Origin of the sequence: Flavobacterium branchiarum (genome assembly GCF_030409845.1) — a bacterium.
GTDB lineage: Bacteria > Bacteroidota > Bacteroidia > Flavobacteriales > Flavobacteriaceae > Flavobacterium > Flavobacterium branchiarum.
Map to the genome: position 1 here is coordinate 131,492 of NZ_JAUFQQ010000005.1, position 24,354 is coordinate 155,845.

Genomic DNA, 24,354 nt, shown 5'->3' on the forward strand with positions numbered 1-24,354 from the left:
ACCTAAATTACATTTTATAGGTTAGATTTGTAGCATGACTTGGATTCGTAAAGTAATCATCTTTGTTGGGCTCTTAATGCTCTTTTTATCTGCTTATAATGCAGACAAAGTTGTTATTGATGTAATTCAACCTCAAAAAACAGAATCAAATTTTACTCCCGATAGCATTAAATCTTCGGCTTTTATACAGCCTCAAGCAAGTTTACATGTTGTTGCTGATCTAAAAACAAATTATTCGAATCCTGCTTTATCCAAATGGTTTGACTCTTTCTTAATTGTAATTCCTGATTACAAAATAAAAAGAAGCCTATTCAATTTTGCAGATCAAACAATAAATCAGAGGAAGAAAATCTCAATATTACTCTATCCTTTCCATTATTTCTGGTAATTAAATCTCATGATTTTATCGATTGAAGATTAATTTCTTCACAAATAAACAATTTACAAATAGTATTCTGTTTATTATTTCATGTTATATAATTAAAATTTAAAATAAAAATAATGGATAACTCCGTAACTCTCATAGGGATAGCACTTGCTATAATAACAATATTACCTCTTTATTTCTCTTACCGTTCAAACTCTCTAAACAAAGCTAGAATACAAGCTATAAAAGAAAAATACAGTCAAAATGGAAAATTCAACTTTGATTTAACTGAATCACAAAACAAAAAAATTCTTGCTATAGATAAAAAAAACAAAGGTTTCATCTCTATGAACTTTAATAAAGGAAAAGATGAAAGTTCATTTATAGATTTAAATGGTGTAAAATCATGCCGATTAGTACCTACAACAGACGCAAGCTCAGATACTATTATAAAAGTTGATTTTGAGTTTCAAGATAAAACAACAGGACAAAAAATTGTAATTCCATTTTACAACATTGAAGACGATCAAATAAACCAAGTTTGTTTACATGAAGATCAACAATTAGGTAAAAAATGGGTACAAATCATCCAAGATTGCATTTCAGATTAATTCTTAATTCGTTAAAGAGGCTCCTAGTGAGCCTCTTTTTTTTTTGAATTACATTATGATAATTATCATTTTAATCACTTATGTTTCTGATTAATTTTGATATCCATTAAATTTCTTATTATGAAAAATTCGTTGATACAAAAATATAATGTTCCAGGGCCAAGATACACTAGCTATCCTACTGTTCCTTACTGGAATGAAAATGATTTCACCTATCAACTTTGGATTGATTCTTTACAAAAATCATTTGCAGAAAGTAATCAAAAAGACGGAATTAGTCTATATATCCATTTGCCTTTTTGCGAAAGCATGTGTACTTTTTGTGGTTGCAACAAACGAATTACAAAAAACCATGATGTAGAAAATCCATATATAGAAGCAGTAATAAAAGAATGGAGTCTGTATTGTAAACTTCTTAACGAAAAACCTATAATTAAAGAGATTCACTTGGGGGGAGGTACACCTACTTTCTTCTCTCCTAAAAATCTTGAAGATTTAATTAATGGTATTTTTTCTTATGCTGATAAAGCTAAAGAACATGAATTTAGTTTTGAAGGTCATCCAAATAATACAACCTACGAACATTTACAAAAACTTTATAATTTAGGCTTCCGAAGAGTTAGTTACGGTGTTCAGGACTATTCACAAAAAGTACAAAAAGCAATTCATCGAGAGCAATCTTTTCATAATGTAGCTAAAGTTACCTTTTGGGCTAAAGAAATTGGTTATACATCTATAAGTCATGATTTAATTTTTGGCTTGCCTTTCCAGGGGGTTGAAGATATTATCGATACCATAGAAAAAACAAATTCACTACAACCTGATCGTTTGGCTTTTTACAGCTACGCACATGTGCCTTGGATCAAAGGTAACGGGCAAAGAGGCTTTAGCGATGAGAACGTACCTAAAGATGCCGAAAAACGAAAACTATACGAAATCGGAAAGCAATTGTTGTACAAAAACGAATATCATGAAATTGGTATGGACCATTTTGCCCTAAAATCGGACCATCTATATACCGCTTTTAAAGAAGGAAAATTGCATCGCAATTTCATGGGATATAGCGCTTCAAAAACGCAACTAATGATTGGACTTGGTGTTTCGTCAATTAGCGACAGTTGGTATAGTTTTGCTCAGAATGTAAAAAGTATCGAAGATTACTACCAATTACTAGAATGGGATAAACTTCCTGTTGTAAAAGGACATATACTAACCGAAGAAGACCTTATTATTAGAAAACACATCCTAAACTTAATGTGCAATTTTGAGACTACATGGAGTAAAGAAAGTGGTTATTTTAATGAAATACCAGAAGTTTTGGTGCAACTAAAAGAAATGGAGAACGATGGATTACTCACTATCGAGAACCAAAAAATAAACGTTACAGAAGCAGGAAAACCTTTTGTACGTAATATTTGTATGGCCTTTGATTTACACTTAAAGAGAAAAGCGCCAGAAACAAGTTTGTTTTCAATGACTATTTAACTTACCTCTAAGTTTAATAATAGTTGCTAGTGGCAATTAGGAGTTTCTTGCACAAATAAACTCATATTTGATGGAGATAAATACGGAATTCCAAGACCTAAACCTCTCAGAATAAATAAAACCCCAATAATAACAGCAACGTAAGGAATTGCCTTTTGAAATTTATTGCGGGTTGATTGTGAAATAAACGAATTAAAATATACGACACAGGTCATTAAAGGAACTGTTCCTAAACCAAACAAAATCATATATAAAACACCCAATTCGGCACTTTGCATAGCAATAGCACCAAACAATGCAACATATACCATTCCGCATGGTAAAAAACCATTAAGCACTCCAATAATAAAAAGAGACTTATAGCTTTTACTTCTAAAATGTTTCCCTAGATTAGTTTTTATTTTTGAAATAATCTTATAAACTGGTTTTGAGAAGTTGTATTGTGCAAATATTCGCTCTGGAGTTAGAACTACAATTATCATAATTACTCCAATGACAATAGATATTTTTTGTTGGATTCCGGCAAGAAAAAAACCTTTACCTAGCAATCCAAAAACCAAACCAATTGTCCCATACGCAAACAATCTACCTAAGTGGTAGACTGTAATTTGTGTTACTTTTTTTACTCCAATTTGCTTGTCAACAGGTAACATCATGGCAATTGGACCACACATACCTATACAGTGAAAACTACTGATTAAACCGAATATAAAAGCTGAATAAAGCATTGTTATTTATATTAGTATCTATTCTTGATAGATTGTTTATAAAACCTAAAGAATATATTTCTATCTAAATAGATTTTATAAGGCATGAGATTATAAACTTATTTTTTTGCATTTAGTACCTTTTATTTATTACATTCAATAAACTACTTAATACTTTGCAAGTCATTATTTTAATTTATGTAAACAACTTCTTTGGTTAAATACTGTTTACCATTATATTGCCATTCCATATTCACATCCCAACGTCCTTTTATTAATTTATTTTGAGGAATCAATAATTCAGAATTCGTCAGGCTAATAGCTGTATTAAAATCCAGCTTTTTATTTGATGGACGATACATTAGTACTTCGCCTTTTATATCCTTACCATCATAAGTAGCAGGAAAAGTAATCTTAACCCCATCCTTCATAGCTATAATAGTAGGCCTAAGTTTTAAATCATGAGCATTTTGAACCCGATCCATCTCTTCTCCAAAATGGGAGTCATGTTTATAATATTCTTCAACAACCAAATCATTGCTGTACTTACTATCGGATTGTACTTTAAAAACAAAGTACAAAATGAATGTCATAAACAATCCAAATGCAATTACTATTGCTGTTCCCCAGTTAATTTTCATACTATTATTTTTTAATTAAAGCTTCTCGGCCCTAAAAAGTTAGTTGATGTCTTTTCGATTAATTTATCACCATTAAAAACACCTATTTCTACCTTAGTTTTATCACTTTCTAAAAGCGCTTGATCTATTTCTATAAACAATGTTCCCTGTGATATTCCTTGTTTTGGAACTTTAAACTTTTGGGAACCTACATTTTTTATAGTCCCTTTTTGATCAATTAACTCAAAATGAATATCATTAAAATCATTTATCGTTTTATTGACAATCTTGTACGTATAGATATTACTTATTTTATCTCCTTTATGTTGGAATAGTTGTCCAGGTAAACGTAAAACTACAGCTTGAACATCATTTCTTAAGAAAAGCATTCCAACAAAAATACCAAGTAAGATAATTAATATTGCTGTATATCCTTTCATTCTGGCAGTAAATCGGAAAGGTTCTTTTTTCTCGATTTCATCTTCTGAAGCATATCTAATAAGTCCTTTTGGTAAACCAACATTTTCCATGATGGTATCACATTCGTCAATACAAGCGGTACAATTTGTGCATTCTAATTGCGTTCCGTTTCTTATATCAATTCCCATTGGACAAACATGAACGCATTGCTTACAGTCAATACAATCTCCTTTTCCTGTTGCAGCTCTATCTTCTTGTTTATTATATTTGGCTCTACCTAGTTCTTTTTCTCCTCTAACAAAATCATAAGCTACATTAATGGATTTATTATCCAAAAGCACCCCTTGTAATCTTCCGTATGGACAGGCTATAATACATACCTGCTCACGGAACCAAACAAATATAAAGTAGAAAACTCCAGTAAATAATAACAAGGCTATAAAATTACTTGATTGTTTGATTGGTCCTTCTTCAATCATTAAAAATAATTGATCACTTCCTACCAAATAAGCCAAGAAAACGTTACCAATTAAAAAGGAAATTAGAAAAAAGATAAACCATTTCGTTAGTCTTTTTCTAATTTTCTCTCCATTCCATTCTTGTCTTGCTAATCGAGATTGTGCCCCTCTATCTCCGTCAATCCAATATTCTATTCGACGAAAAACAAGTTCTAGAAATATGGTTTGTGGACAAATCCATCCACAAAAAATACGTCCATATACAACTGTAAACAAGATTATAAATACAATCCCAACAAGCATAGATATTACAAAAAGGTAAAAATCTTGTGGCCAAAAAGGGAATCCAAAAATATTAAAACGACGTTCTATTATATTGAACATCATGAATTGATTTCCATTTACTTTTATAAATGGATTTGCAACTAAAATGGTTAATAAAACATAACTAACCAGTTTCCTGTATTCATATAATTTACCAGACGGTTTCTTAGGGAAAATAAATTTTCTATTACCCCCTTCGTCTATTGTTCCGATGGTATCTCTAAAAGCTTCGTCTGGTAAATTTGACATTGTAATTATTTTTTAACTTGTGTAGAATCTGTTTTTGCAGCTACTGCTCCTGCGTCAGTTTTTGATGCATCTTTATCAACCCAAATTTCACCTTCTGGGTCTTTTGGGTCTTTTGGGTTAGTTCCTTGTAGAGACATAATGTAACTCGATACTTTTTGTATCTCTTTAGGTTTCAATGTCCCTTTCCATGCTATCATCCCTTTCCCGTCACGTCCTCCATTGGTTATGGTATGGAATATTTCTTTTATTCCTCCACCTAAAATCCAGTGGTTGTCTGTTAAGTTTGGACCAATTTGCCCTCCTCCATCAGCTCGGTGACAAGCAGCACAATTGTTTACGAAAATTTCTTTTCCCGCAGCAAGATCAGCTGGATCTGTTAACAGAGTAACTGTTTTTTCATCCATTAAATCTGGAGCTGTTTTAAGATATTCTTCAACATCTATTTTAGCTTGTGCCATCTCTTTTTTCAATTCCATCTCTTGGTCTTCTCCACCTAATACATCATAATGCACTACATAAACAACTGCGAAGACGATAGTGATATAGAATAAATAAATCCACCATGGCGGTAAGTTATTGTCTAATTCTTTAATGCCATCATAATCATGATCCAATAACAAAGTCGCTTCTGATTCCATCGGCTCTGTTTTGGTTAATTTTTGCATTAAATTTTTATACCAAGTTCTTTCTTTTAAACTTAAATTACTTTCAATTTCAAGCTTAGCTTTCTGCTCCTCAGTCAACAAATTATAAGTAATGCGATCTATTGCACTTATTGTTATTTCTATTGCTATTAAAAGGAAAAGAAACACGAATAAAAAGACAGAAACCATTGGGTATTTTATAAATGCAGGTTTATCTCCTGAGTCAATAAAATATTCCATTGCACCAAAAACGATGAAGAAAATTAGTGGTAATCGTATATATACTGGAATTAATTTTTTCATTTTATATATTATTTTTAATTCTACAATTTAATTTTCGTCCAACGGAATTTGACTCATTTCATCAATTTTATCTTTCCCGTATGAGAATACCCATATACCAAGGCAAACAAAAAATAGGAAAAAAATCAGTAAGGAAAGTATCGGGAATATCTCTACTCCCGCAATAGTTTCTAGGTTGTGTTTTACTTGTTCAAACATAATTTCTCTATTTTGAAGTCTCTTTTACTTTGATATCTGTTCCTAGTCTTTGCATATAAGCAATAAGTGCTACGATTTCTCTTTCATTCATCGGAATGAATTTTTCTCCTTTTGCAGCTGCTTTTTTCTTACTATCAGCATAACTAGCAACATAATCAGGATCATTTTCTAAGTTCTTTTCAATTTTAAGCGCTTGTGCTCTCAATAGTTTTTGAGCATTAGCTACTTCTTCAGGTGAATATGGAACTCCTAACTGAACCATTACTTCCATTTTCTTTTGAGTCAATGAAATATCCATTGGTTTATTATCAAATAACCATTTGTACCCTGGCATGATAGAACCTGCAGATATACTTTGTGGATTCCAGAAATGGTTAAAGTGCCAGTTGTCATTATACTTACCACCTACTCTTAATAAATCTGGTCCTGTACGTTTTGATCCCCATAAGAATGGATGGTCATATACAAATTCTCCTGCTTTTGATTGTGGTCCGTAACGCTCAACCTCACTTCTAAATGGCCTTACTGATTGAGAGTGACATCCAACACAACCTTCACGTATATATAAATCACGACCTTCAAGTTCTAACGGTGTGTATGGTTTAACACTTGTAATTGTAGGTATGTTTGATTTTACCATAATTGTAGGTACAATTTGAATGATTCCTCCAATTAAGATTGCAATAGTCGCCAAAATTGTCAACTGAATTGGTTTTCTTTCTAACCATGAGTGGAATTTTTCTCCACGAACTCTGCTACTACTAATTTTCTCTAATGCTGGTGCTTCTGCCAATTCATCTTCAATTGGACTACCAACTCGTAGTGTTTGAATAATATTATAAACTAAAACTAACATACCAATAAGGTAGAACGTACCTCCAATAGCTCTCATCCAATACAATGGCATAATTGCTGTAACTGTTTCTAGGAAGTTTCCGTAAGTTAACGTTCCATCTGGATTAAATTGTTTCCACATCGAAGCTTGTTGAAAACCAGCAACGTACATTGGTATTGTGTATAATATAATTCCTAAAGTACCAATCCAGAAATGGAAATTAGCTAACTTTTTAGAGAATAAAGTACTTTTTGTCATTCTTGGTATTAACCAATAAATCATACCAAAAGTCATAAAACCATTCCATGCTAAAGCACCTACGTGTACGTGAGCAACGATCCAGTCAGTATAATGCGCAATAGCATTTACATTTTTAAAAGAAAGCATTGGTCCTTCAAAAGTTGCCATACCATAACCTGTAATTGCAACAACGAAGAATTTCAAAACAGGTTCTTCACGAACTTTATCCCATGCTCCTCTTAAAGTTAAAAGTCCATTTATCATACCTCCCCAAGATGGAGCAAGCAACATAATTGAAAAAGCTACTCCTAAATTCTGTGCCCAGTTTGGTAATGCTGAATATAACAAGTGGTGAGGTCCAGCCCAGATGTAGATAAAAATTAATGACCAGAAATGTATAATCGATAAACGATAAGAATATACTGGACGGTTAGCAACTTTAGGAACAAAATAATACATCATTCCTAAAAATGGAGTTGTCAAGAAAAAAGCAACTGCATTGTGTCCGTACCACCATTGTACTAAAGCATCCTGAACTCCTGCGTAAACAGAATAACTTTTCATTGCCGAAACTGGTATTTCTATATTATTAAAAATATGTAATACTGCAACAGTAACAAATGTGGCTAAATAAAACCAAATAGCTACGTATAAGTGACGCTCTCTTCTTTTTAAAATTGTACCAATCATATTGATACCCATTACAACCCAAATTAAAGCGATAGCAATATCAATTGGCCATTCTAATTCGGCATATTCTTTTGATGAAGTATATCCTAAAGGCAACGTAATAGCAGCTGCAACGATGATTAATTGCCATCCCCAAAAATGTAGACCGCTTAAAAAGTCGCTAAACATTCTGGCTTTTAAGAGTCGCTGCAAAGAATAGTACATCCCTGCAAAGAAAGCGTTTCCTACAAAGGCAAAAATAACTGCATTGGTATGTAAAGGTCTTAATCGTCCGTAGCTTAACCAGGAGATTCCGTCAGTAATATTAGGAAAGAGGTACATAACGGCCAATGTAAGGCCGACCAGCATTCCTACTACACCAAAAAGAATGGTCGCATAGATGAATTTCTTTACAATTTTGTTGTCGTAATAAAATTGTTGCATTTCCATAATCTAGATTTGTTTTTCTGTGGTTATTTTTATTTTATTGTTGGGAGTTTTTATTCTTTCGGTGGGAGTTTTTTTGATTTCATCATCAAAAAGCATTCTAACTGAGGGGGTATAATCATCGTCGTATTGCCCTTTTTTCACTGCTACCACAAATGCTATAAAAAAGCCAATTGCAATGAAAATACTGACGGAGATTAATAAGTAAATTACACTCATATCCTTAAAATTAAGTTATACAAAATTACTTTTAAGCATTCTTTTAAAATATGACATTTATCATGCAATGTCAGTATATGTTAAAATTATGAAAAAATAACAGTTGAATTATTTATAATCATTTTAAATTGCTTCTACTGAAATAGTTAGATGCCAAAGTCACAAAACCTACTATTGTAATTGTACTTAAAGGCATTATAATAGCAGCAACTAAAGGAAGTAGATTTCCAGTAATAGCAAAAGATAATCCTACAACATTATAGAGTAGTGACAAAACAAAACTCATTTTAATAATCTTTATAGAATTTTTAGACAGCTTTAAGAAATAGCTCAGACGTTTAAATTCTGTTGCATCAAGAATGGCATCACAGGCAGGCGAAAAGACATTTACATTCTCAGAAATAGAGACTCCAACATTACTTTGCGCCAAGGCTCCCGCATCATTTAATCCATCACCAACCATCATTACATTATGTCCCTGATCTTGTAGCTCTTTAATAAACGCCAACTTCTGTTCTGGCTTTTGATTAAAAACTAGTTCTGTTCCTTTTGGCAACAGCTTTTCTAAGGTCTCACGTTCACCGTCGTTATCTCCAGAGAGCACTTTGATATTATAATTCAAACTCAATTCTTTAAACAAATCCTCTAACCCTTCTCTGTATTGATTGTTGAAGATATATTTTCCATAATAAATTCCATCGATTTTAATATGAAGTGCTGTTTGCTGAATTGAATTCTCTTGTTGTCCTCCAACAAAAGAGGAAGATCCTATTTGAAATTGATGATTTTGAATTGTTGCTAAAATTCCTTTCCCGGTTATTTCTTCAAAATCATCTAATTTTATTCGGTCTGATTCTGGTAATGATTCGTATAACATCCGGCTCAAAGGATGATTTGAAGCTCGAAGCACATTTTTCAACATGACAAGGTTTTCCTCTGAAAGTGATTTCCCTTCGTAGGCAATATTTGATTTTTTGTTGGTTGTAATTGTACCTGTTTTATCAAAAACCAAAGTATCTACTTTAGCAAGTTGCTCAATAACCAAAGCATTTTTTAGATAAAACTTTTGTTTTCCTAAAATTCTTAAAATATTACCAAATGTAAATGGTGCTGTTAATGCTAATGCACACGGGCAAGCAACAATAAGTACAGCCGTAAAGACATTGAATGCCGTATTAGCGTCTATAAATATCCAATAGCCAAAACCTGCAAAAGCAATTAGTAATAAAATTGGTGTGAAATAACGGCTTATTGCATCGGTTATGGTTTTATGTTTTTGTTGAACATCTTTTTGAAAAATATCATTCCCCCATAACTGCGTTAAATAACTCTGAGATACAGTATGAAGCACTTCCATCTCAATTACTTTTCCAATTTGTTTACCTCCTGCAAAAACTTTATCTCCTGATTTTTTAGTGATCGGAACTGCCTCTCCTGTTACAAAACTATAATCAATTTCGGCTTGGTCACTTATCAAAATACCATCAACAGGTATCAATTCTTGATTTCTAATTAATAATCGATCTCCTTTATCAATATCATAAATAGGAATGCTTTGTTCTGGAGTATTTGGATTTATTCTGGTTACTGCAATTGGAAAATAGGATTTAAAATCTCTTTCGAAACTTAGGAAGCTATATGTTTTAATTTGAAACATTTTCCCTAGTAACATAAAGAAAATCAATCCTGTCAAGCTATCAAAGAAACCTGGACCATAATCCATGACAATATCAAAAGTACTTCGTATAAACATAACAATAATTCCTAAAGCGATAGGAATATCAATATTTAGCATTTTGCTTTTTATACTTTTATAAGCCGAAACATAGTAGATACTCGCTGAATATAAAAAACTCGGCATAGCTAGAATTAATATCAACCAACGAAAAAAGGGCTTATAGTTATCTAACCAAAATTCTTTTACTTCAAAATATTCGGGAAAAGAAAGCAACATAATATTTCCAAAACAGAAAAAAGCGACTCCTAATCTATAAGTCAAACTTCTGTCAACATTATTCTTGCCTGCTTCGTAATTTTCTAAACTTATATAAGGCTCATACCCTATCGAACTTAATAAATAAGCAATTTCTTTAAGAGTAATCTTTTCAGAATTATAGGTTATTCTAACTTTCTTTTCTGGAAAGTTTACCTGAGAAGCGGTAATCCCTGGTTTAAGTCGGTTTAAGTTTTCTAAGATCCAAATACAAGAACTGCAATGAATGTGCGGAATACTTAATGAAACTATTGCAGTGGTGTCTTCTTGAAACTCTAATAATTTAAGTAAAATGCTCTCGTTATCTAGAAAATCATATTTACCTTGAATGTCTTGAGGTGTTGCTCCAGGAGATTTTTCAAAATCATAATACGAAGTAAGGTCATTTAAACTAAAAATCTCATAAACAGTTTTACAACCACTGCAACAAAACTCTTTATTATCAAATACAATTAATTCATTTTTGGGAATAATTAAACCACAATGAAAACAATTTTGGACACTCATAATTTAACCTCTTTTAAGCTCACACAAAGATCTTGAACCAACTAACCAATAAATATGACAATTATCATAGCTGTTAAAATACATTTTTAAATTTAACAAAATAAATTGGGAATAAACCTATAGAAATTATAATTGTGTCATTATTACAAAAAAATAAGAGTATCAAATCATAATAATACTTAGTTTTGCAGACAAATAACCTCCCTATGAATAAATGTGATCAATGTATCGTAAGACAACTTACCTCGTTAAAAGCTTTAAACAAAGATGAAGTTATTAAACTAGCAAATAGTAAAACTACTTACACAATTAAAAAAGGTGATCCTATCTTTGAAGAAGGTGAAATTACTAATGGTGTTTTTTGTGTAAAAGATGGTGTTGGTAAACTTTCTAAGCTAAGCGCTAATGGTAAAGACCAGATTGTGAAGCTTGTAAAATCTGGAGAGCTTTTAGGTCAGCGCTCTATGATTAGCAACGAACCTGCCAATTTAAGTGCAAAAGCTTTAGATGATATGGAAGTATGTTTTATTCCAAAATCTGAAATTATCACTTTCTTTAATCAAAATAATCAGTTTTCTATGAATGTCATGAAAACAATTTGTGAAGATTTAAAAGACTCTGATAACCATACGGTTTCCTTAGCTCAAAAGACTGTTAAATCTCGTTTGGCTGAAACCTTATTGTATTTATATGATACTTTTGGTGAAAACAAAGACAAAACACTTAAAATTCAACTATCTAGAGATGAATTAGCAAGTATGATTGGTACGGCTACTGAAAGTTGTATTCGATTATTATCTGATTTTAAAAAGCTAGATGTTATTGATTTAGTTGGTAAAAAAATTGTTTTGAAAAACTTTATTGCCTTAAAAAAAATGGCTGAATAATTACAGCTTTTTTGCTTCGTTCCAAAATACATCCATTTCTGCCAAAGTCATATCCATAAGTGGTTTTCCTAACTCACCTGCTTTACTCTCAAGGTATTGAAAGCGTTTTATAAATTTTTTATTGGTGCGTTCCAAAGCATCTTCGGCATTTACATTTAAAAATCGAGCGTAATTAATCATTGAGAATAAAACATCTCCAAACTCCGCTTCAATTTTATCTTGATCACCAGCTTCTACTTCAACTTGTAATTCTTGCAATTCTTCTTGTACTTTGTCCCAAACCTGATGTGGTTCTTCCCAATCAAAACCTACTCCTTTTACCTTATCCTGTATTCTGCTAGCTTTAACCAATGCCGGCAAACTTCTCGGAACTCCTTCTAAAACAGACTTTTTTCCTTCTTTTAATTTGAGTTTTTCCCAGTTTTGCTTTACTTCTTCTTCATCTTTTACAACTGTATCGCTATAAATATGCGGATGACGATGAATGAGTTTTTCACAAATTTCATTACACACATCGGCCATATCAAAATCATTTGTTTCACTACCAATTTTGGCATAAAAAACAATATGTAATAACAAATCTCCTAACTCCTTCTTTACTTCGTTAAGATCATTATCTAAGATTGCATCACCCAATTCGTAAGTTTCTTCGATAGTAAGATGTCGCAAAGTTTGTATGGTTTGCTTCATGTCCCAAGGGCATTTTTCACGCAAATCATCCATTATGTTTAATAATCTTTCGAAGGCTTGTAATTGCAATTCTCTACTCATTTTTGATATATTTTGAAGTTGGGTAACCTAATGTAAAAGTAAAAAATCCTGTTAAGAAATCATCTTAACAGGATTAAATATCGTTCCTTAAAATGAAACTATTTTTTTTCAGCAGCTGCTTTAGCTTTTTTTGCTGGTGCTTTTTTAACTTCTTCCAAAACTGGAGTTTCTTCTTTAGATTCTGCAGGTGCAGGTGCTAAATCTGTAACCAATCCTTTTGCTTGTAGCATATTATACCAGTTCAATACTTTTTTAATATCAGAAGGATAAACTCTTTCTTCATCATATTGAGGTAAAACTTCTTTAAAATAAGCTGTTAAAGTAGCATTATCTTCTTTATGAGAAATTGCTGGTCCTTTATCTTCTTTTTTAGCGATTAATTGCATTACTTCTGACAAAGGTTTTTCTCCTTCGTATGTATAAATTGAAATCTCTGACAATAAACTTACATTACTCTTTAAGCTAACAGTGATTTTTTTTCCATCAATTAATGATTCAGCTACAAATCCTGTACGCGTTTGTACTTTTAATGCGTATAAACCTGGTTTCCCAGAAATAGCTAATATTTTTTCTAAATTCATGTTTATTATAATTAGTATTAAGAATTCGGTTATTTTATATTTTCATAAAAAGAGAATCAAAAACTATCTCCCTTTTTTTGCAGCGGCAAATTTCATTCTATACTCTTGAAATGTTTTACCTTCTGTAATGTTTTTTAATTTCTTTTGAATCAAACGTTTCTTTAATGATGATATTTTATCAGTAAACAAAACTCCTTCGATGTGGTCATACTCATGCTGAATTACTCTAGCAATTAAACCATCAAAAACTTCTGTTTTTACAACAAAATCTTCTTCACAGTACTCGATTGTAATTCTTTCATGTCTGTAAACATCTTCACGAACATCAGGGATACTCAAGCAACCTTCATTAAAACTCCACTCTTCTCCATCTTCTTTTAGAATTTTGGCATTGATGAAAGTTCTTTTGAATCCTTTTAATTCTTTTTGTTCCTCTGCTGGTAAATCCTCGTCATCACTAAAAGGAGTTGTGTCAATTACAAATAAACGCAAAGCCAAACCAACTTGTGGTGCAGCAAGACCTACTCCATAAGCATTGTACATTGTCTCGTACATGTTATCTATCGTTTCTTTCAAGTTTGGGTATTCTGGCGTAACTGCCTCTCCAACTTTTCTTAAAACAGGATCACCATATCCTATAATTGGTAAAATCATTCTTGTTGTATTATGTATTAACGACTATTAATCTAGAATTTCATTATTCTGAATTAGGTTGGCAAAAATAGTAAAAAATAGTCAATGAATAATTCTATAAACCAGATTATATGCTTTTTGATTTCTTTTTAAATCTAAGCTACTATTAATTGGTATCTAATTCATACAATTCTTATATTTGCTAGTAAACCTAAATATATGTTCGATCGCATCGTTAAATTCACAAACAGTACTTCTTTCATCAACGCTTCAAAAGTTACTCTAGCCTGTGTTGTTCCTGTTTTGTTCTTTAACTTTTTAGGTTATTTCGAAATAGGCTTTACAATTGCACTTGGTGCTTTTTATGCTTATCCGAGCGATATCCCTAGTAATCTTAAACACAAGATAAAAGGAATTATTGTAACTGCTATAATTGTTTCTTGTGTTAACTTGTTAGTAAACTTAGTCTATCCTTTTCCATGGCTATTTTACCCTTTTCTAGGAGTATTACTTTTCTTGTCATCCATGATTTCCGTTTATGGACAAAGAGCAACTATGACATCTTTCTCTGCCTTGCTTTCTATTTCTCTATCATTTGCCCATTTAAATCAAGGCTGGGAAGCCGTACTACATTCTACTTATCTTTTTGCAGGAGGATTATTCTATTTAATAGTTTCTTTAATTTTTCACTATGTAAAGCCCCATCGTTATGTCGAATTACAAATTGCTGACGGAATTCGATTAACAGCTAAATACTTAAAACTTAGAGGAGATTTATGGAACCCTGATGCCGATAGAAAAAAAATTATCGAAAAGCAATTAAATCTTCAGGTTGAATTAAATCAAATTCATGAGAACTTAAGACAAGTACTCATTGGCAATAGAGCAACTTCTGGCGACTCTAGCCAAAACCGAAAAATGCTTATCGTTTTTATTACATTAGTCGAAATTCAAGAATTGGCGCTATCTACTTCATTTGACCATAGTAAGTTGCATAAAAAATTTAGCGACCACCCCGAAGCACTGCGTTCTTATCAGAATTTAGCATACAAACTTGCTTCTACTTTAAAAAAACTATCCAAAAGTGTTCATAAAGCTTCCAAATACATTTCTATAAATGATTTAAAAAAGGAATTAGATGGATTACAAGCTGCAATTGATTCCTATCAAAACAGTTTAGGTAAAATCGAATCTTCTGAAGGCGTTTGGATGCTTACCAATATGCTCAAATATGCCCAAAAGCAAGTTGAAAAAATAAAAATTGTAGAAATGGCATTTTCATTAGCTATCAACTCTTATGATTTTAAAGAGAAGAACAAAGAGCTTGAAAAATTCTTAACTCCACAATATTATCCGATACGAACTTTAATTGAAAATTTTAGTTTCTCATCTACATTTTTCAGGCATTCGCTGCGACTTACCATTACTATTATGGTAGGTTTTATAATTGGTAAATTACTTCCATTTCAAAATGTATATTGGATTTTACTAACCATTGTTGTAATAATGCGTCCAGGTTACGGATTAACAAAAGAACGGTCTTATAATCGTGTTATTGGCACCATTTTAGGTGGGCTAATTGCTTTTGGAATCGTTTCTTTGGTTCATAATCAGGTTGCCATAAGCATATTTGCTATTTTTTGCATGCTAATTGGTGTTGCTTTTACACAGAGTAATTACAAAGTTAGTACTACGCTTGTCACCATGTATGTAGTGTTTGTTTACGGAATTTTAACACCTAATATCCTCGAAGTTATTCAATTTAGAATTTTAGACTCTCTTGTAGGGGCTACACTAGCCTTTTTAGCAAATTATTATTTATGGCCTGCTTGGGAGTTTTTAAATGCGGCCTCTTTTTTAGAAAAAGCTATAGAATCTAATAAGAACTATTTACGAGAAATTGCCGAGTATTACAACAAGAAAGGAACATTACCAACATCTTATCGTTTGGCTAGAAAAAATGCTTTTATTGAAATTGGAAACCTTATGACTTCTTTCCAAAGAATGATACAAGAACCTAAATCAAAGCAAAAACAGCTCCCGCAGATAAATAAGCTTGCGGTACTAAATCATTCCTTGCTTTCGTCTTTAGCTTCATTGGGAACTTATATTCAGTCACATAAAACTACTTCAGCATCTGAATCTTTTAATTTTGTAGTGGATTTTGTTGTTTCTAACTTAAATCATTCAATTGCTATTTTAAGACATGAAAAAACATCCATATACAAGAACAAAGAAGCCAATAAAGAGAAATTGACTTTCCATTTTGAAGAATTAAAAAGAAAAAACTTCAGTCGGTTAGAAAATGATAATGAGCTTAACGAAAGTGAAAGGGAAACTAAAATGCAAGAAGCTCAATTAGTAATCGAGCAATTAATATGGATGACCGATCTGTCTGAAAAAATACTAACAGTTACAAAAGAGTTTATAGCAAAAAATCCAGATTAAAAACTAATCTGGATTTTTTCATATATTCTAAATAGCCAATACTACATTAATTATTTAATTTCAAAGTAGCTGCCGTATTTTTTCTTATTTCGGCTAATAATTCTGGTTTATCATTTAATGTTTGACCGTAAGAAGGAATCATTGCTTTAAACTTTTCATTCCATTCTGGCGTTTTAACTTTGTCTTTAAAACATTTATCAATTAACCCTACCATAATAGAAACAGCTGTTGAAGCTCCAGGAGAAGCTCCTAACAGCACTGCTAACGTACCATCTTCGGTATTAATTACCTCTGTTCCAAATTCAAGAATCCCACCTTCTTTTTCGTCTTTTTTAATAACCTGAACACGTTGCCCTGCTCTTTCTAATTTCCAATCTTTAGATTTTGCATTTGGTAAATATTCGCGTAAAGCGTTCATTCTATCTTTAGGAGATTGTCTTACTTGCTCAATTAAATATTTCGTAAGTGGAATATTATGATAACCAGCTGCCAACATTGGCATTATATTATCTGTTTGGATAGACATAGGTAAATCCAAATAAGATCCATTCTTTAAAAAACGAGTCGAAAAACCTGCAAATGGTCCAAAAAGTAAAGCTCTTTCTCCATCTATCATTCTAGTATCGATATGAGGAACTGACATAGGTGGCGCACCAACACTTGCTTTTCCGTAAACTTTAGCTTGATGCTGAAGAATAACGTCTGGATTAGTACATTTTAACCATTGTCCGCTAACAGGAAAACCTCCAAAGCCTTTTCCTTCAACAACGTTGGCTTTTTCTAATAAAGGTAAAGAACCTCCACCAGCACCAATAAATACAAACTTTGTATAAACTTTTTTGGTTTGACCAGTAGCTAGATCAGTAATCTTAATTCTCCAAGTTTTATCTTCGCGTTGTTTTAATTTCTTCACTTCGTGATTGAAATGAATTTTCACACCATCTAGTTTACCTAGATAATCAAACATACTTCTTGTTAATTCTCCAAAATTCACATCAGTTCCTATTGACATAGAAGTTGCAGCAAATTTATCAGAAGAATCTCTTCCTTCCATTACCAAAGGCATCCATTCTTTTAATTGAGAAAAATCGGTACTAAAAACCATTTCTTTAAAAATTGGATTTTTTTGTAATGCTTCAAATCTTTTTTTAAGATAGTCTACATTTTTCTCTCCCCAAACGAAACTCATATGAGGAACACTTTTTATAAAATTATCTGGAGATGAAATTTTATTTTGCCGTACCAAGTAAGACCAAAATTGGCGAGAAACCTCAAAGGATTCTGCTATACTAATTGCCTTTTTAGGATCAATACTTCCATTTTTTTCTGGAGTATAGTTTAATTCACAAAATGCAGAATGTCCTGTTCCAGCATTATTCCAAGCATCAGAGCTTTCGGCTGCAGCAACATCTAATCTTTCGTAAATTTCAATTTTTAAATCTGGCTGTAATTCTTTTAAGATTAACCCAAGAGTTGCACTCATAATTCCAGCACCAATAAGTACTACTTCGGTATTTGAACGTATGGTATCGTCGGACATAACAAGAAAAATTTTAAAGTACAAAGGTACTTTATAAAATTGCAAAAAAAACTATAAATTTCATCTGAAAAGTTATAATTTTCTAAAACTTTTTTGGAATAAACTTTCTAGCTTATTTAGAACATTTTTCGAGACAAATAGTCCTGAAGCATTATCGTTGCTGAGATTTCGTCAATCAACCCTTTGTTCTGACGTTGTTTTTTACTCAGACCACTATCAATCATTGTTTGAAATGCCATCTTAGAAGTAAATCTTTCATCCACTCGAACCACTTTCATTTCAGGAAAAATATTAGAAAAATGAGTCACAAAACCTTTTATGATTGAAGCGCTTTCTGAAGGTTCTCCATTCATTTGTTTTGGTTCACCAATTAAAACCGCTTCGACCTTCTCTTTGGAAAAATAGTCCTTTAAAAAATCAATAGTAGTATTCGATGGAATTGTAGTTAACCCTGAAGCAATAATTTGCAATTCATCGGTAACAGCTATCCCTGTTCTTTTTTGTCCGTAATCTATAGCGAGAATTCTAGGCATCTTAATTTATATTAATGAGACAAAGATACATAAAGTAAAAAATCCTATCTCAAAAAAAATCCGTTCTAAGATTTAAAACGGATTTTTTAAATTTTTTCTCCAAAAAAAATTAAAACAATATTAAAAAATTTATAACAGGAGCTTAATAATCAACTCTATTTGTACTAATTCATAGATTTTATTAAATCTTAAAAATGGAATTTTGCCCTTAAAATTTCTTATATATAATTTCATTTCAAAAGTAGGCTTCCTTACCATCTTAATTCATGATAATTATCATCGAAGCAAAAAAAATAAAAACTTCTATTTAATAAATCCCCCCTCAACGAATACTCACACAACCAACTATAATACAGAAAATTAAAACAAGTAAAATATTCATTAAATTATAAAACAAAATACAGTTCTTACAAAATTAAATCAATAAGTAATCATTAATTTAAAAAAAAAATAGTTCTTTTGCCCAAAATTTCATTTACACCATAAATTAAACCTAAAGCAAATACATAAAAATTACTAAACCCCAAATGAATAACTATAAAAATAGCATTGTTTTATTTCTAAAAAGATTCTTTTTAATTTTCATAATCTACCAATTCTCAAGAATCCTATTTTATCTTATAAATGTAAAATTGTTTGAAGACATTACATTTCAAAACTTTACTGGAGGTCTTCTCTTTGATTTAGCAACCATTGCCTACATTAATATTATATTTTTGATTGCTCACTTAATTCCGGGTAATTTCAAATACAAACCTAGATACCAAAGCATACTAAAGATTACTTTTTACGCAGTAAACCTTTTATTTATTGCTACAAACTTTATAGATATCATTTACTATCGCTTTACTGGTAGAAGAAGCACTTTTTCAATGATTACTGCCAAAGGAATGGAACAAGAAGCTCTTGGCTTAATCCCTTCATTTCTACAAGAATTTTGGTATATTTTTGTTTTATTTCTTATCGTAAGTATACTGTTCTGGAAATTAACTCCAAATTTAAAAACACATCTAATACACGAAAAATCAACTAAAAAAGAGTATTACAAACAATTTGCTTATTTCATTCTTTCTTTAGTTATAATTTTACTTGCTGGACGTGGAGGTTTACGAAAAAAACCGATTAAGATTGTAGATGCTGCTGAATATGGAGCATTAAACAATGCCGGTTTGGTTTTAAACACTCCTTTCTGCATCCTTAAAACTGCTTTTAAGAAAGAAGACATTGATAAAGTAAATTATTACAATCCAAAAGAATTAATTTCAATCTACAATCCTATTATTTCTTTAAAACCTAGTGAACCAGCTATCAAAAAGAATGTTGTAATTTTAATTTTGGAAAGCTTTGGAAATGAAAACATAGGACGCGGACAGACTCCATTCCTAGATTCTCTTATCACAAAATCATACTATTTTAAAAATGGATTTGCTAATGGAAAAGTTTCAATTGACGCTGTTCCATCGATACTTTCTAGTATTCCAAGTTTAATGAATAACTCCTTTATATCATCGAGCTATTCTTTGAACAAAATAAATGGTCTTCCTAAAATTTTCAAAAAAGAAGGCTATACTACCTCATTCTTTCACGGTGCTTTTAATGGTAGTCAGAACTTTGATCAATATGCCGAAGTAGCTGGCTTTGATCAATATTTCGGAAAAGACCAATACACAGGAAAAGAAGCATTTGATGGTAAATGGGGTGTATTTGACGAGGAATTCCTACAGTTTTATGCTTCTAAATTAACTTCTTTTAAGCAACCTTTCTTTAGCTCTTTATTTACTATTTCATCTCATAACCCCTATATTATTCCTGAAAAATACAAAGGAAAATTCCCTAAAGGAACTACTGTAATCCAAGAAAGTATAGCGTACACAGATTTTGCGCTACGCAAGTTTTTTAATACTGCTAAAAAAGAAAGCTGGTATAAAAACACTTTGTTTGTAATTTCTTCTGATCATACTTCTTCTGGAGGAGATAAAGATATTGATAAAACAAATATTGGAAAATTTAACATTCCGATTTTGTTTTTTGATCCATCAAACCCTGAATTAAAAGGTGTTAGTGACAAAAATTTTCAGCAAATCGATATCATGCCAAGTATTTTAGATTACTTGAATATAAAAACCGACATGGTTAGTTTTGGTAAAAGTTATAAATCTAAAGAAAACTTTGTAGTCTATTATCTTCAAGGAACATACCATTACATCAAAGATGATTTTTATTTGGCTTTTGCAAACAATCAAACTATTGGATTATATAAATGGAAAGAAGATGTTCTATTAAAAAATAATTTAATGCAACAGAACAAATCTAAAGTTAAAGAATCTGAAAAATTCTTAAAAGCATATATACAATCATTTAATGAAAGAGTTATTAATAACCAATTGGCTTTTTAACTCTTAATCAAGACTAAATCCCCATTAAACTATAATTAAAAAGCAATAGAGATCATAAGAAATCACTATTGCTTTTTTTATTTAATACTCCTTGAGGTTATATAAATTTAAATGAGTTTAAAAAAAAGTGATTCCAAAATTTTGAAATCAATAACAGGACTGCATTAATAATACAAAACAGGGTTTGACTTAAATTAAAAAGCCAAACCCTGTTTCTTTTATAGGTTCTTTTTGGGGGCAAAAAACGCTATCTATTTATCTATTAAAGAAACGACTAAAAAAACCTCTTTCCTCCTCTTCCTCTTCCTCTACATGATGAGCTTGAGTTACGGCTTGATGATGAGTAGCTTGCGCTCTTTCATTATCATACATCAAATCTTTAATGTATTCTATATAAGTTCTATTTTTCTCTTCTAGAAATCCAATTAAATATTTCTCACTAAATTCCATTCCGCTAGCCGATTCTATCTGCAACAATTTTTTATACAAAGGCTCAATATGCATTGAGATTACTTCTTGTGGCACAGAGCGTCTTCTTGCAAAATAATTTACTATTACTCCATTTTCATCCTTTGCAATTTCAAAATCTGTAACAACCCAGTAGAATCTTCCAGATTTAGCAAGATTTTTTACAACAGCATGAAAATTATTCCCTTTCTTAAGATTCTCCCATAAAACTTTGAATATTACACGTGGCATATCAGGATGTCTAATGATACTGTGTGGTTGTCCCATTAGTTCATAATCCTCGTATCCGCAAACATCTACAAAAGTTTCATTTGCATATTCGATAATCCCAATTGGATTTGTTTTACTCATAATTACTTGAGATTTATCCCAAGAAACTTCCTTATCGATTGGTGTAGGTCTTTTAAACAACTGGCTTTCTTGATTCATAGTTATAATACTAATTAAATTTAGAGTTCAAAACCAATTAAAAAACAAACTTATGTTGTTCTTAAATTGTTCAGCAAAACTACTTTTATATGTAATAACAAAAATTGATATTTATCAGGAAATATGTCATAAAACATTTCATATAAGTGTTTCTTTTTTAACACAAAAAGAGTGTAATATCACATCATAAAATAAATTGTTGTTTTTTGTTTAAAATCGTTACTATATAGAAATGGAAGTTGTTTTAAAAAAAAATCGAATTATATTTGCCTAAAATATTACTATCATGAATTCATTACAAACTATTATAGAACAAGCTTGGGATAACAGAGCTTTATTACAAGAAACAACTACAACTGATGCTATCAGAGAAGTTATTGAACTTTTGGATACAGGAAAATTACGTGTTGCTGAACCAGTTGGTGAGGGTTGGCAAGTAAACGAATGGGTAAAAAAAGCTGTAGTTATGTATTTCCCAATTCAGAAAATGGAAACTTTAGAGTCTGGTATTTTCGAATATCATGACAAAATGTTATTAAAAAGAGGATATGCTGAAAAAGGTATTCGTGTAGTACCTAATGCAGTTGCACGTTATGGAGCTTACATTTCAAGTGGTGTAATCTTAATGCCTAGTTATGTAAACATTGGTGCATATGTTGATGAAGGAACAATGGTAGACACATGGGCAACTGTGGGAAGCTGTGCTCAAATTGGTAAAAACGTTCATTTAAGTGGTGGTGTTGGTATTGGTGGTGTATTAGAACCTTTACAAGCTGCCCCAGTAATTATAGAGGATGGTGCATTTATAGGTTCTCGTTGTATCGTAGTAGAAGGAGTACATGTTGGAAAAGAAGCAGTACTTGGAGCAAACGTTTGTTTAACAGCTTCGACTAAGATAATTGATGTAACTGGCGATACTCCTGTTGAAATGAAAGGATATGTTCCTGCTCGTTCAGTAGTTATTCCTGGAAGCTATACCAAAAAATTTGCTGCTGGAGAATTTCAAGTTCCATGTGCATTAATTATTGGTACTCGTAAACCATCTACAGACTTAAAAACATCATTAAACAATGCGCTTCGCGAATACGATGTCGCAGTATAATTCTTTTCTTTAAAAGAAAAATCAGTTAAAAAATAATCCAAATTCTATCAAATTTAATGATTAGAATTTGGATTTTTTTGCTTCAATTTGCAACGTCTTAATTTTATTTAAACTTTACATGAAAATACTTGTAATCCAGCAAAAAATGATTGGTGATGTTTTGATTAGCAGTATACTATGCAATAATCTACGTAAAGCATATCCTAATGCTCAAATTGATTATCTAGTATATAGCTCGACAACTCCCGTTCTAGAAGGCAACACAAGTATTGACAATGTTATATTGTTTGAAGAAAAACACAGAAAAAGCAAAAAAGAATTACTACAACTTGCATTTCAGATTCGTGAAGAAAAATACGATTTACTAATTGATGCGTATTCAAAATTAGAAAGCTGGATATTGGTTCTTTTTAGCAATGCAAAACAAAAAATATCTTATAAAAAACCAGGAAGAAACTTTTTATATACTGATAATGTTCCGTTTGAACCTTTTCCAAAAACCAATTTAGGGCTAGCAATAGAAAGAAGGCTTTCTTTATTAGAACCTCTTAATCTAACAATAAACATCGATCCAATTCCAAAATTGTTTGTTTCTGAAGAAGAAAATAAAGTCGCTAAAGAATTATTCAACAAGCATAAGGTTAGAGAGGATAGAAAAACAGTTATGATTAGCCTTATAGGAAGCGAGAAAAGAAAAACATATCCTTTGCCTTTAATGTCTAAAATTATTGATTATATAGCTGACAATAAAGACGTCAACATCCTTTTTAATTATTTCCCAAAACAGATTGAAGAAGCTAAAATAGTTTTTAAAAACTGTAAAACCTCTACTCAAGAAAAAATTTATTTTGATCTATTGGGTGATGATTTACGATCATTTATTGGTATAGTTAATCAATGTGATTTAATTATCGGAAATGATGGAGGCGCTATAAATATGGCAAAAGCTCTTAACAAACCTTCTTTCATTATTTTTTCCCCTTGGATAGAAAAGAAAATCTGGGCTACCTTTGAGGATGGAATTCACCATGTCTCGGTACATTTAAAAGATTATCGCACTGATTTATTTGAGCATAAAACCGAAAAGACTCTCAAGAAAGAATCCCTCTTATTGTATGAGGAATTCAAACCTGATTTATTTTATGATAAACTAAATTCTTTCTTAGAACAAAACCTAAGCTAAAAAAAAATAGTACTATTCTAAATAGTACTATATCTATAATAACATTTCCAAATTATCCTTGGCAACTTGCTTTGTTATAAATACTAA

22 protein-coding genes are annotated in these 24,354 nt (G+C 31.3%); 8 read left to right on the forward strand and 14 right to left on the reverse strand.

Annotation, left to right across the window (positions count from 1 at the left end):
- Positions 1 to 34: 34 nt before the first annotated feature.
- From QWY99_RS12570 to hemN, 3 genes are all read left to right on the forward strand, one after another.
- A complete protein-coding gene (locus tag QWY99_RS12570) occupies positions 35 to 388 on the forward strand; it encodes a hypothetical protein (RefSeq protein WP_290265785.1) in 354 nt (117 codons plus the stop codon).
- 113 nt (positions 389 to 501) lie between these two features.
- Entirely contained in the window at positions 502 to 978 is a 477-nt protein-coding gene (locus QWY99_RS12575; protein WP_290265787.1) for a hypothetical protein, read from the forward strand.
- Positions 979 to 1,098: 120 nt separating this feature from the next.
- On the forward strand, positions 1,099 to 2,463 hold the full coding sequence (gene hemN, locus QWY99_RS12580) for an oxygen-independent coproporphyrinogen III oxidase (protein ID WP_290265788.1): 1,365 nt from the start codon (positions 1,099 to 1,101) through the stop codon (positions 2,461 to 2,463).
- A gap of 26 nt (positions 2,464 to 2,489) precedes the next feature.
- Here the strand turns inward: hemN and QWY99_RS12585 are convergent, their stop codons facing one another.
- From QWY99_RS12585 to QWY99_RS12620, 8 genes are all read right to left on the reverse strand, one after another.
- Positions 2,490 to 3,191, reverse strand: coding sequence for a sulfite exporter TauE/SafE family protein (locus QWY99_RS12585; RefSeq protein WP_290265789.1), 702 nt, complete (start codon positions 3,189 to 3,191; stop codon positions 2,490 to 2,492).
- Positions 3,192 to 3,361: 170 nt separating this feature from the next.
- A complete protein-coding gene (locus tag QWY99_RS12590; protein WP_290265790.1) occupies positions 3,362 to 3,811 on the reverse strand; it encodes a FixH family protein in 450 nt (149 codons plus the stop codon).
- Between the two features lie 11 nt (positions 3,812 to 3,822).
- The gene (ccoG, locus tag QWY99_RS12595) at positions 3,823 to 5,241 is read right to left on the reverse strand and encodes a cytochrome c oxidase accessory protein CcoG (RefSeq protein WP_290265793.1); all 1,419 of its coding nucleotides are present in this window, start codon (positions 5,239 to 5,241) and stop codon (positions 3,823 to 3,825) included.
- A 5-nt stretch (positions 5,242 to 5,246) separates the two neighbouring features.
- Entirely contained in the window at positions 5,247 to 6,188 is a 942-nt protein-coding gene (locus QWY99_RS12600; protein WP_290265794.1) for a cbb3-type cytochrome c oxidase N-terminal domain-containing protein, read from the reverse strand.
- Between the two features lie 27 nt (positions 6,189 to 6,215).
- Positions 6,216 to 6,386 (reverse strand): CcoQ/FixQ family Cbb3-type cytochrome c oxidase assembly chaperone, encoded by a 171-nt coding sequence (locus QWY99_RS12605; RefSeq protein ID WP_290265796.1) that lies wholly within the window; start codon positions 6,384 to 6,386, stop codon positions 6,216 to 6,218.
- A gap of 7 nt (positions 6,387 to 6,393) precedes the next feature.
- A complete protein-coding gene (gene ccoN / locus QWY99_RS12610) occupies positions 6,394 to 8,580 on the reverse strand; it encodes a cytochrome-c oxidase, cbb3-type subunit I (RefSeq protein ID WP_290265797.1) in 2,187 nt (728 codons plus the stop codon).
- A 3-nt stretch (positions 8,581 to 8,583) separates the two neighbouring features.
- Entirely contained in the window at positions 8,584 to 8,796 is a 213-nt protein-coding gene (ccoS, locus tag QWY99_RS12615) for a cbb3-type cytochrome oxidase assembly protein CcoS (RefSeq protein ID WP_290265798.1), read from the reverse strand.
- 118 nt (positions 8,797 to 8,914) lie between these two features.
- Positions 8,915 to 11,296: a heavy metal translocating P-type ATPase gene (locus QWY99_RS12620; protein ID WP_290265799.1), complete on the reverse strand. Its 2,382-nt coding sequence runs from the start codon at positions 11,294 to 11,296 to the stop codon at positions 8,915 to 8,917.
- 206 nt (positions 11,297 to 11,502) lie between these two features.
- On the opposite strand from QWY99_RS12620, the gene QWY99_RS12625 reads away from it, so the two are divergent.
- A complete protein-coding gene (locus QWY99_RS12625; RefSeq protein WP_290259582.1) occupies positions 11,503 to 12,183 on the forward strand; it encodes a Crp/Fnr family transcriptional regulator in 681 nt (226 codons plus the stop codon).
- Here the strand turns inward: QWY99_RS12625 and mazG are convergent, their stop codons facing one another.
- From mazG to def, 3 genes are all read right to left on the reverse strand, one after another.
- Complete coding sequence (gene mazG, locus QWY99_RS12630; RefSeq protein WP_290259579.1) at positions 12,184 to 12,954, reverse strand: nucleoside triphosphate pyrophosphohydrolase; 771 nt, start codon at positions 12,952 to 12,954, stop codon at positions 12,184 to 12,186.
- Positions 12,955 to 13,052: 98 nt separating this feature from the next.
- Positions 13,053 to 13,535 (reverse strand): DUF5606 family protein, encoded by a 483-nt coding sequence (locus QWY99_RS12635; protein ID WP_290265800.1) that lies wholly within the window; start codon positions 13,533 to 13,535, stop codon positions 13,053 to 13,055.
- Between the two features lie 63 nt (positions 13,536 to 13,598).
- Positions 13,599 to 14,189, reverse strand: a complete 591-nt coding sequence (gene def, locus QWY99_RS12640; protein ID WP_290259575.1) for a peptide deformylase — start codon at positions 14,187 to 14,189, stop codon at positions 13,599 to 13,601.
- Between the two features lie 198 nt (positions 14,190 to 14,387).
- On the opposite strand from def, the gene QWY99_RS12645 reads away from it, so the two are divergent.
- Positions 14,388 to 16,616: an FUSC family protein gene (locus tag QWY99_RS12645; protein ID WP_290265801.1), complete on the forward strand. Its 2,229-nt coding sequence runs from the start codon at positions 14,388 to 14,390 to the stop codon at positions 16,614 to 16,616.
- 46 nt (positions 16,617 to 16,662) lie between these two features.
- Here the strand turns inward: QWY99_RS12645 and QWY99_RS12650 are convergent, their stop codons facing one another.
- Together QWY99_RS12650 and ruvX are read right to left on the reverse strand one after the other, a co-directional pair.
- The gene (locus tag QWY99_RS12650) at positions 16,663 to 18,156 is read right to left on the reverse strand and encodes a malate:quinone oxidoreductase (protein ID WP_290265802.1); all 1,494 of its coding nucleotides are present in this window, start codon (positions 18,154 to 18,156) and stop codon (positions 16,663 to 16,665) included.
- Between the two features lie 116 nt (positions 18,157 to 18,272).
- Entirely contained in the window at positions 18,273 to 18,689 is a 417-nt protein-coding gene (ruvX, locus tag QWY99_RS12655) for a Holliday junction resolvase RuvX (RefSeq protein ID WP_290259573.1), read from the reverse strand.
- Between the two features lie 527 nt (positions 18,690 to 19,216).
- On the opposite strand from ruvX, the gene QWY99_RS12660 reads away from it, so the two are divergent.
- Entirely contained in the window at positions 19,217 to 21,085 is a 1,869-nt protein-coding gene (locus tag QWY99_RS12660; RefSeq protein WP_290265803.1) for an LTA synthase family protein, read from the forward strand.
- Positions 21,086 to 21,340: 255 nt separating this feature from the next.
- Here the strand turns inward: QWY99_RS12660 and QWY99_RS12665 are convergent, their stop codons facing one another.
- Positions 21,341 to 21,982 carry a PAS domain-containing protein gene (locus QWY99_RS12665; RefSeq protein WP_290259566.1) on the reverse strand — a complete coding sequence of 214 codons (642 nt, stop codon included), beginning with the start codon at positions 21,980 to 21,982 and terminating at the stop codon, positions 21,341 to 21,343.
- 286 nt (positions 21,983 to 22,268) lie between these two features.
- Between QWY99_RS12665 and QWY99_RS12670 the strand changes: the two genes are divergently transcribed.
- Positions 22,269 to 23,084 carry a 2,3,4,5-tetrahydropyridine-2,6-dicarboxylate N-succinyltransferase gene (locus QWY99_RS12670; RefSeq protein ID WP_290265805.1) on the forward strand — a complete coding sequence of 272 codons (816 nt, stop codon included), beginning with the start codon at positions 22,269 to 22,271 and terminating at the stop codon, positions 23,082 to 23,084.
- A gap of 118 nt (positions 23,085 to 23,202) precedes the next feature.
- Positions 23,203 to 24,267 (forward strand): glycosyltransferase family 9 protein, encoded by a 1,065-nt coding sequence (locus QWY99_RS12675; protein ID WP_290265806.1) that lies wholly within the window; start codon positions 23,203 to 23,205, stop codon positions 24,265 to 24,267.
- The last annotated feature ends 87 nt before the right edge of the window (positions 24,268 to 24,354 follow it).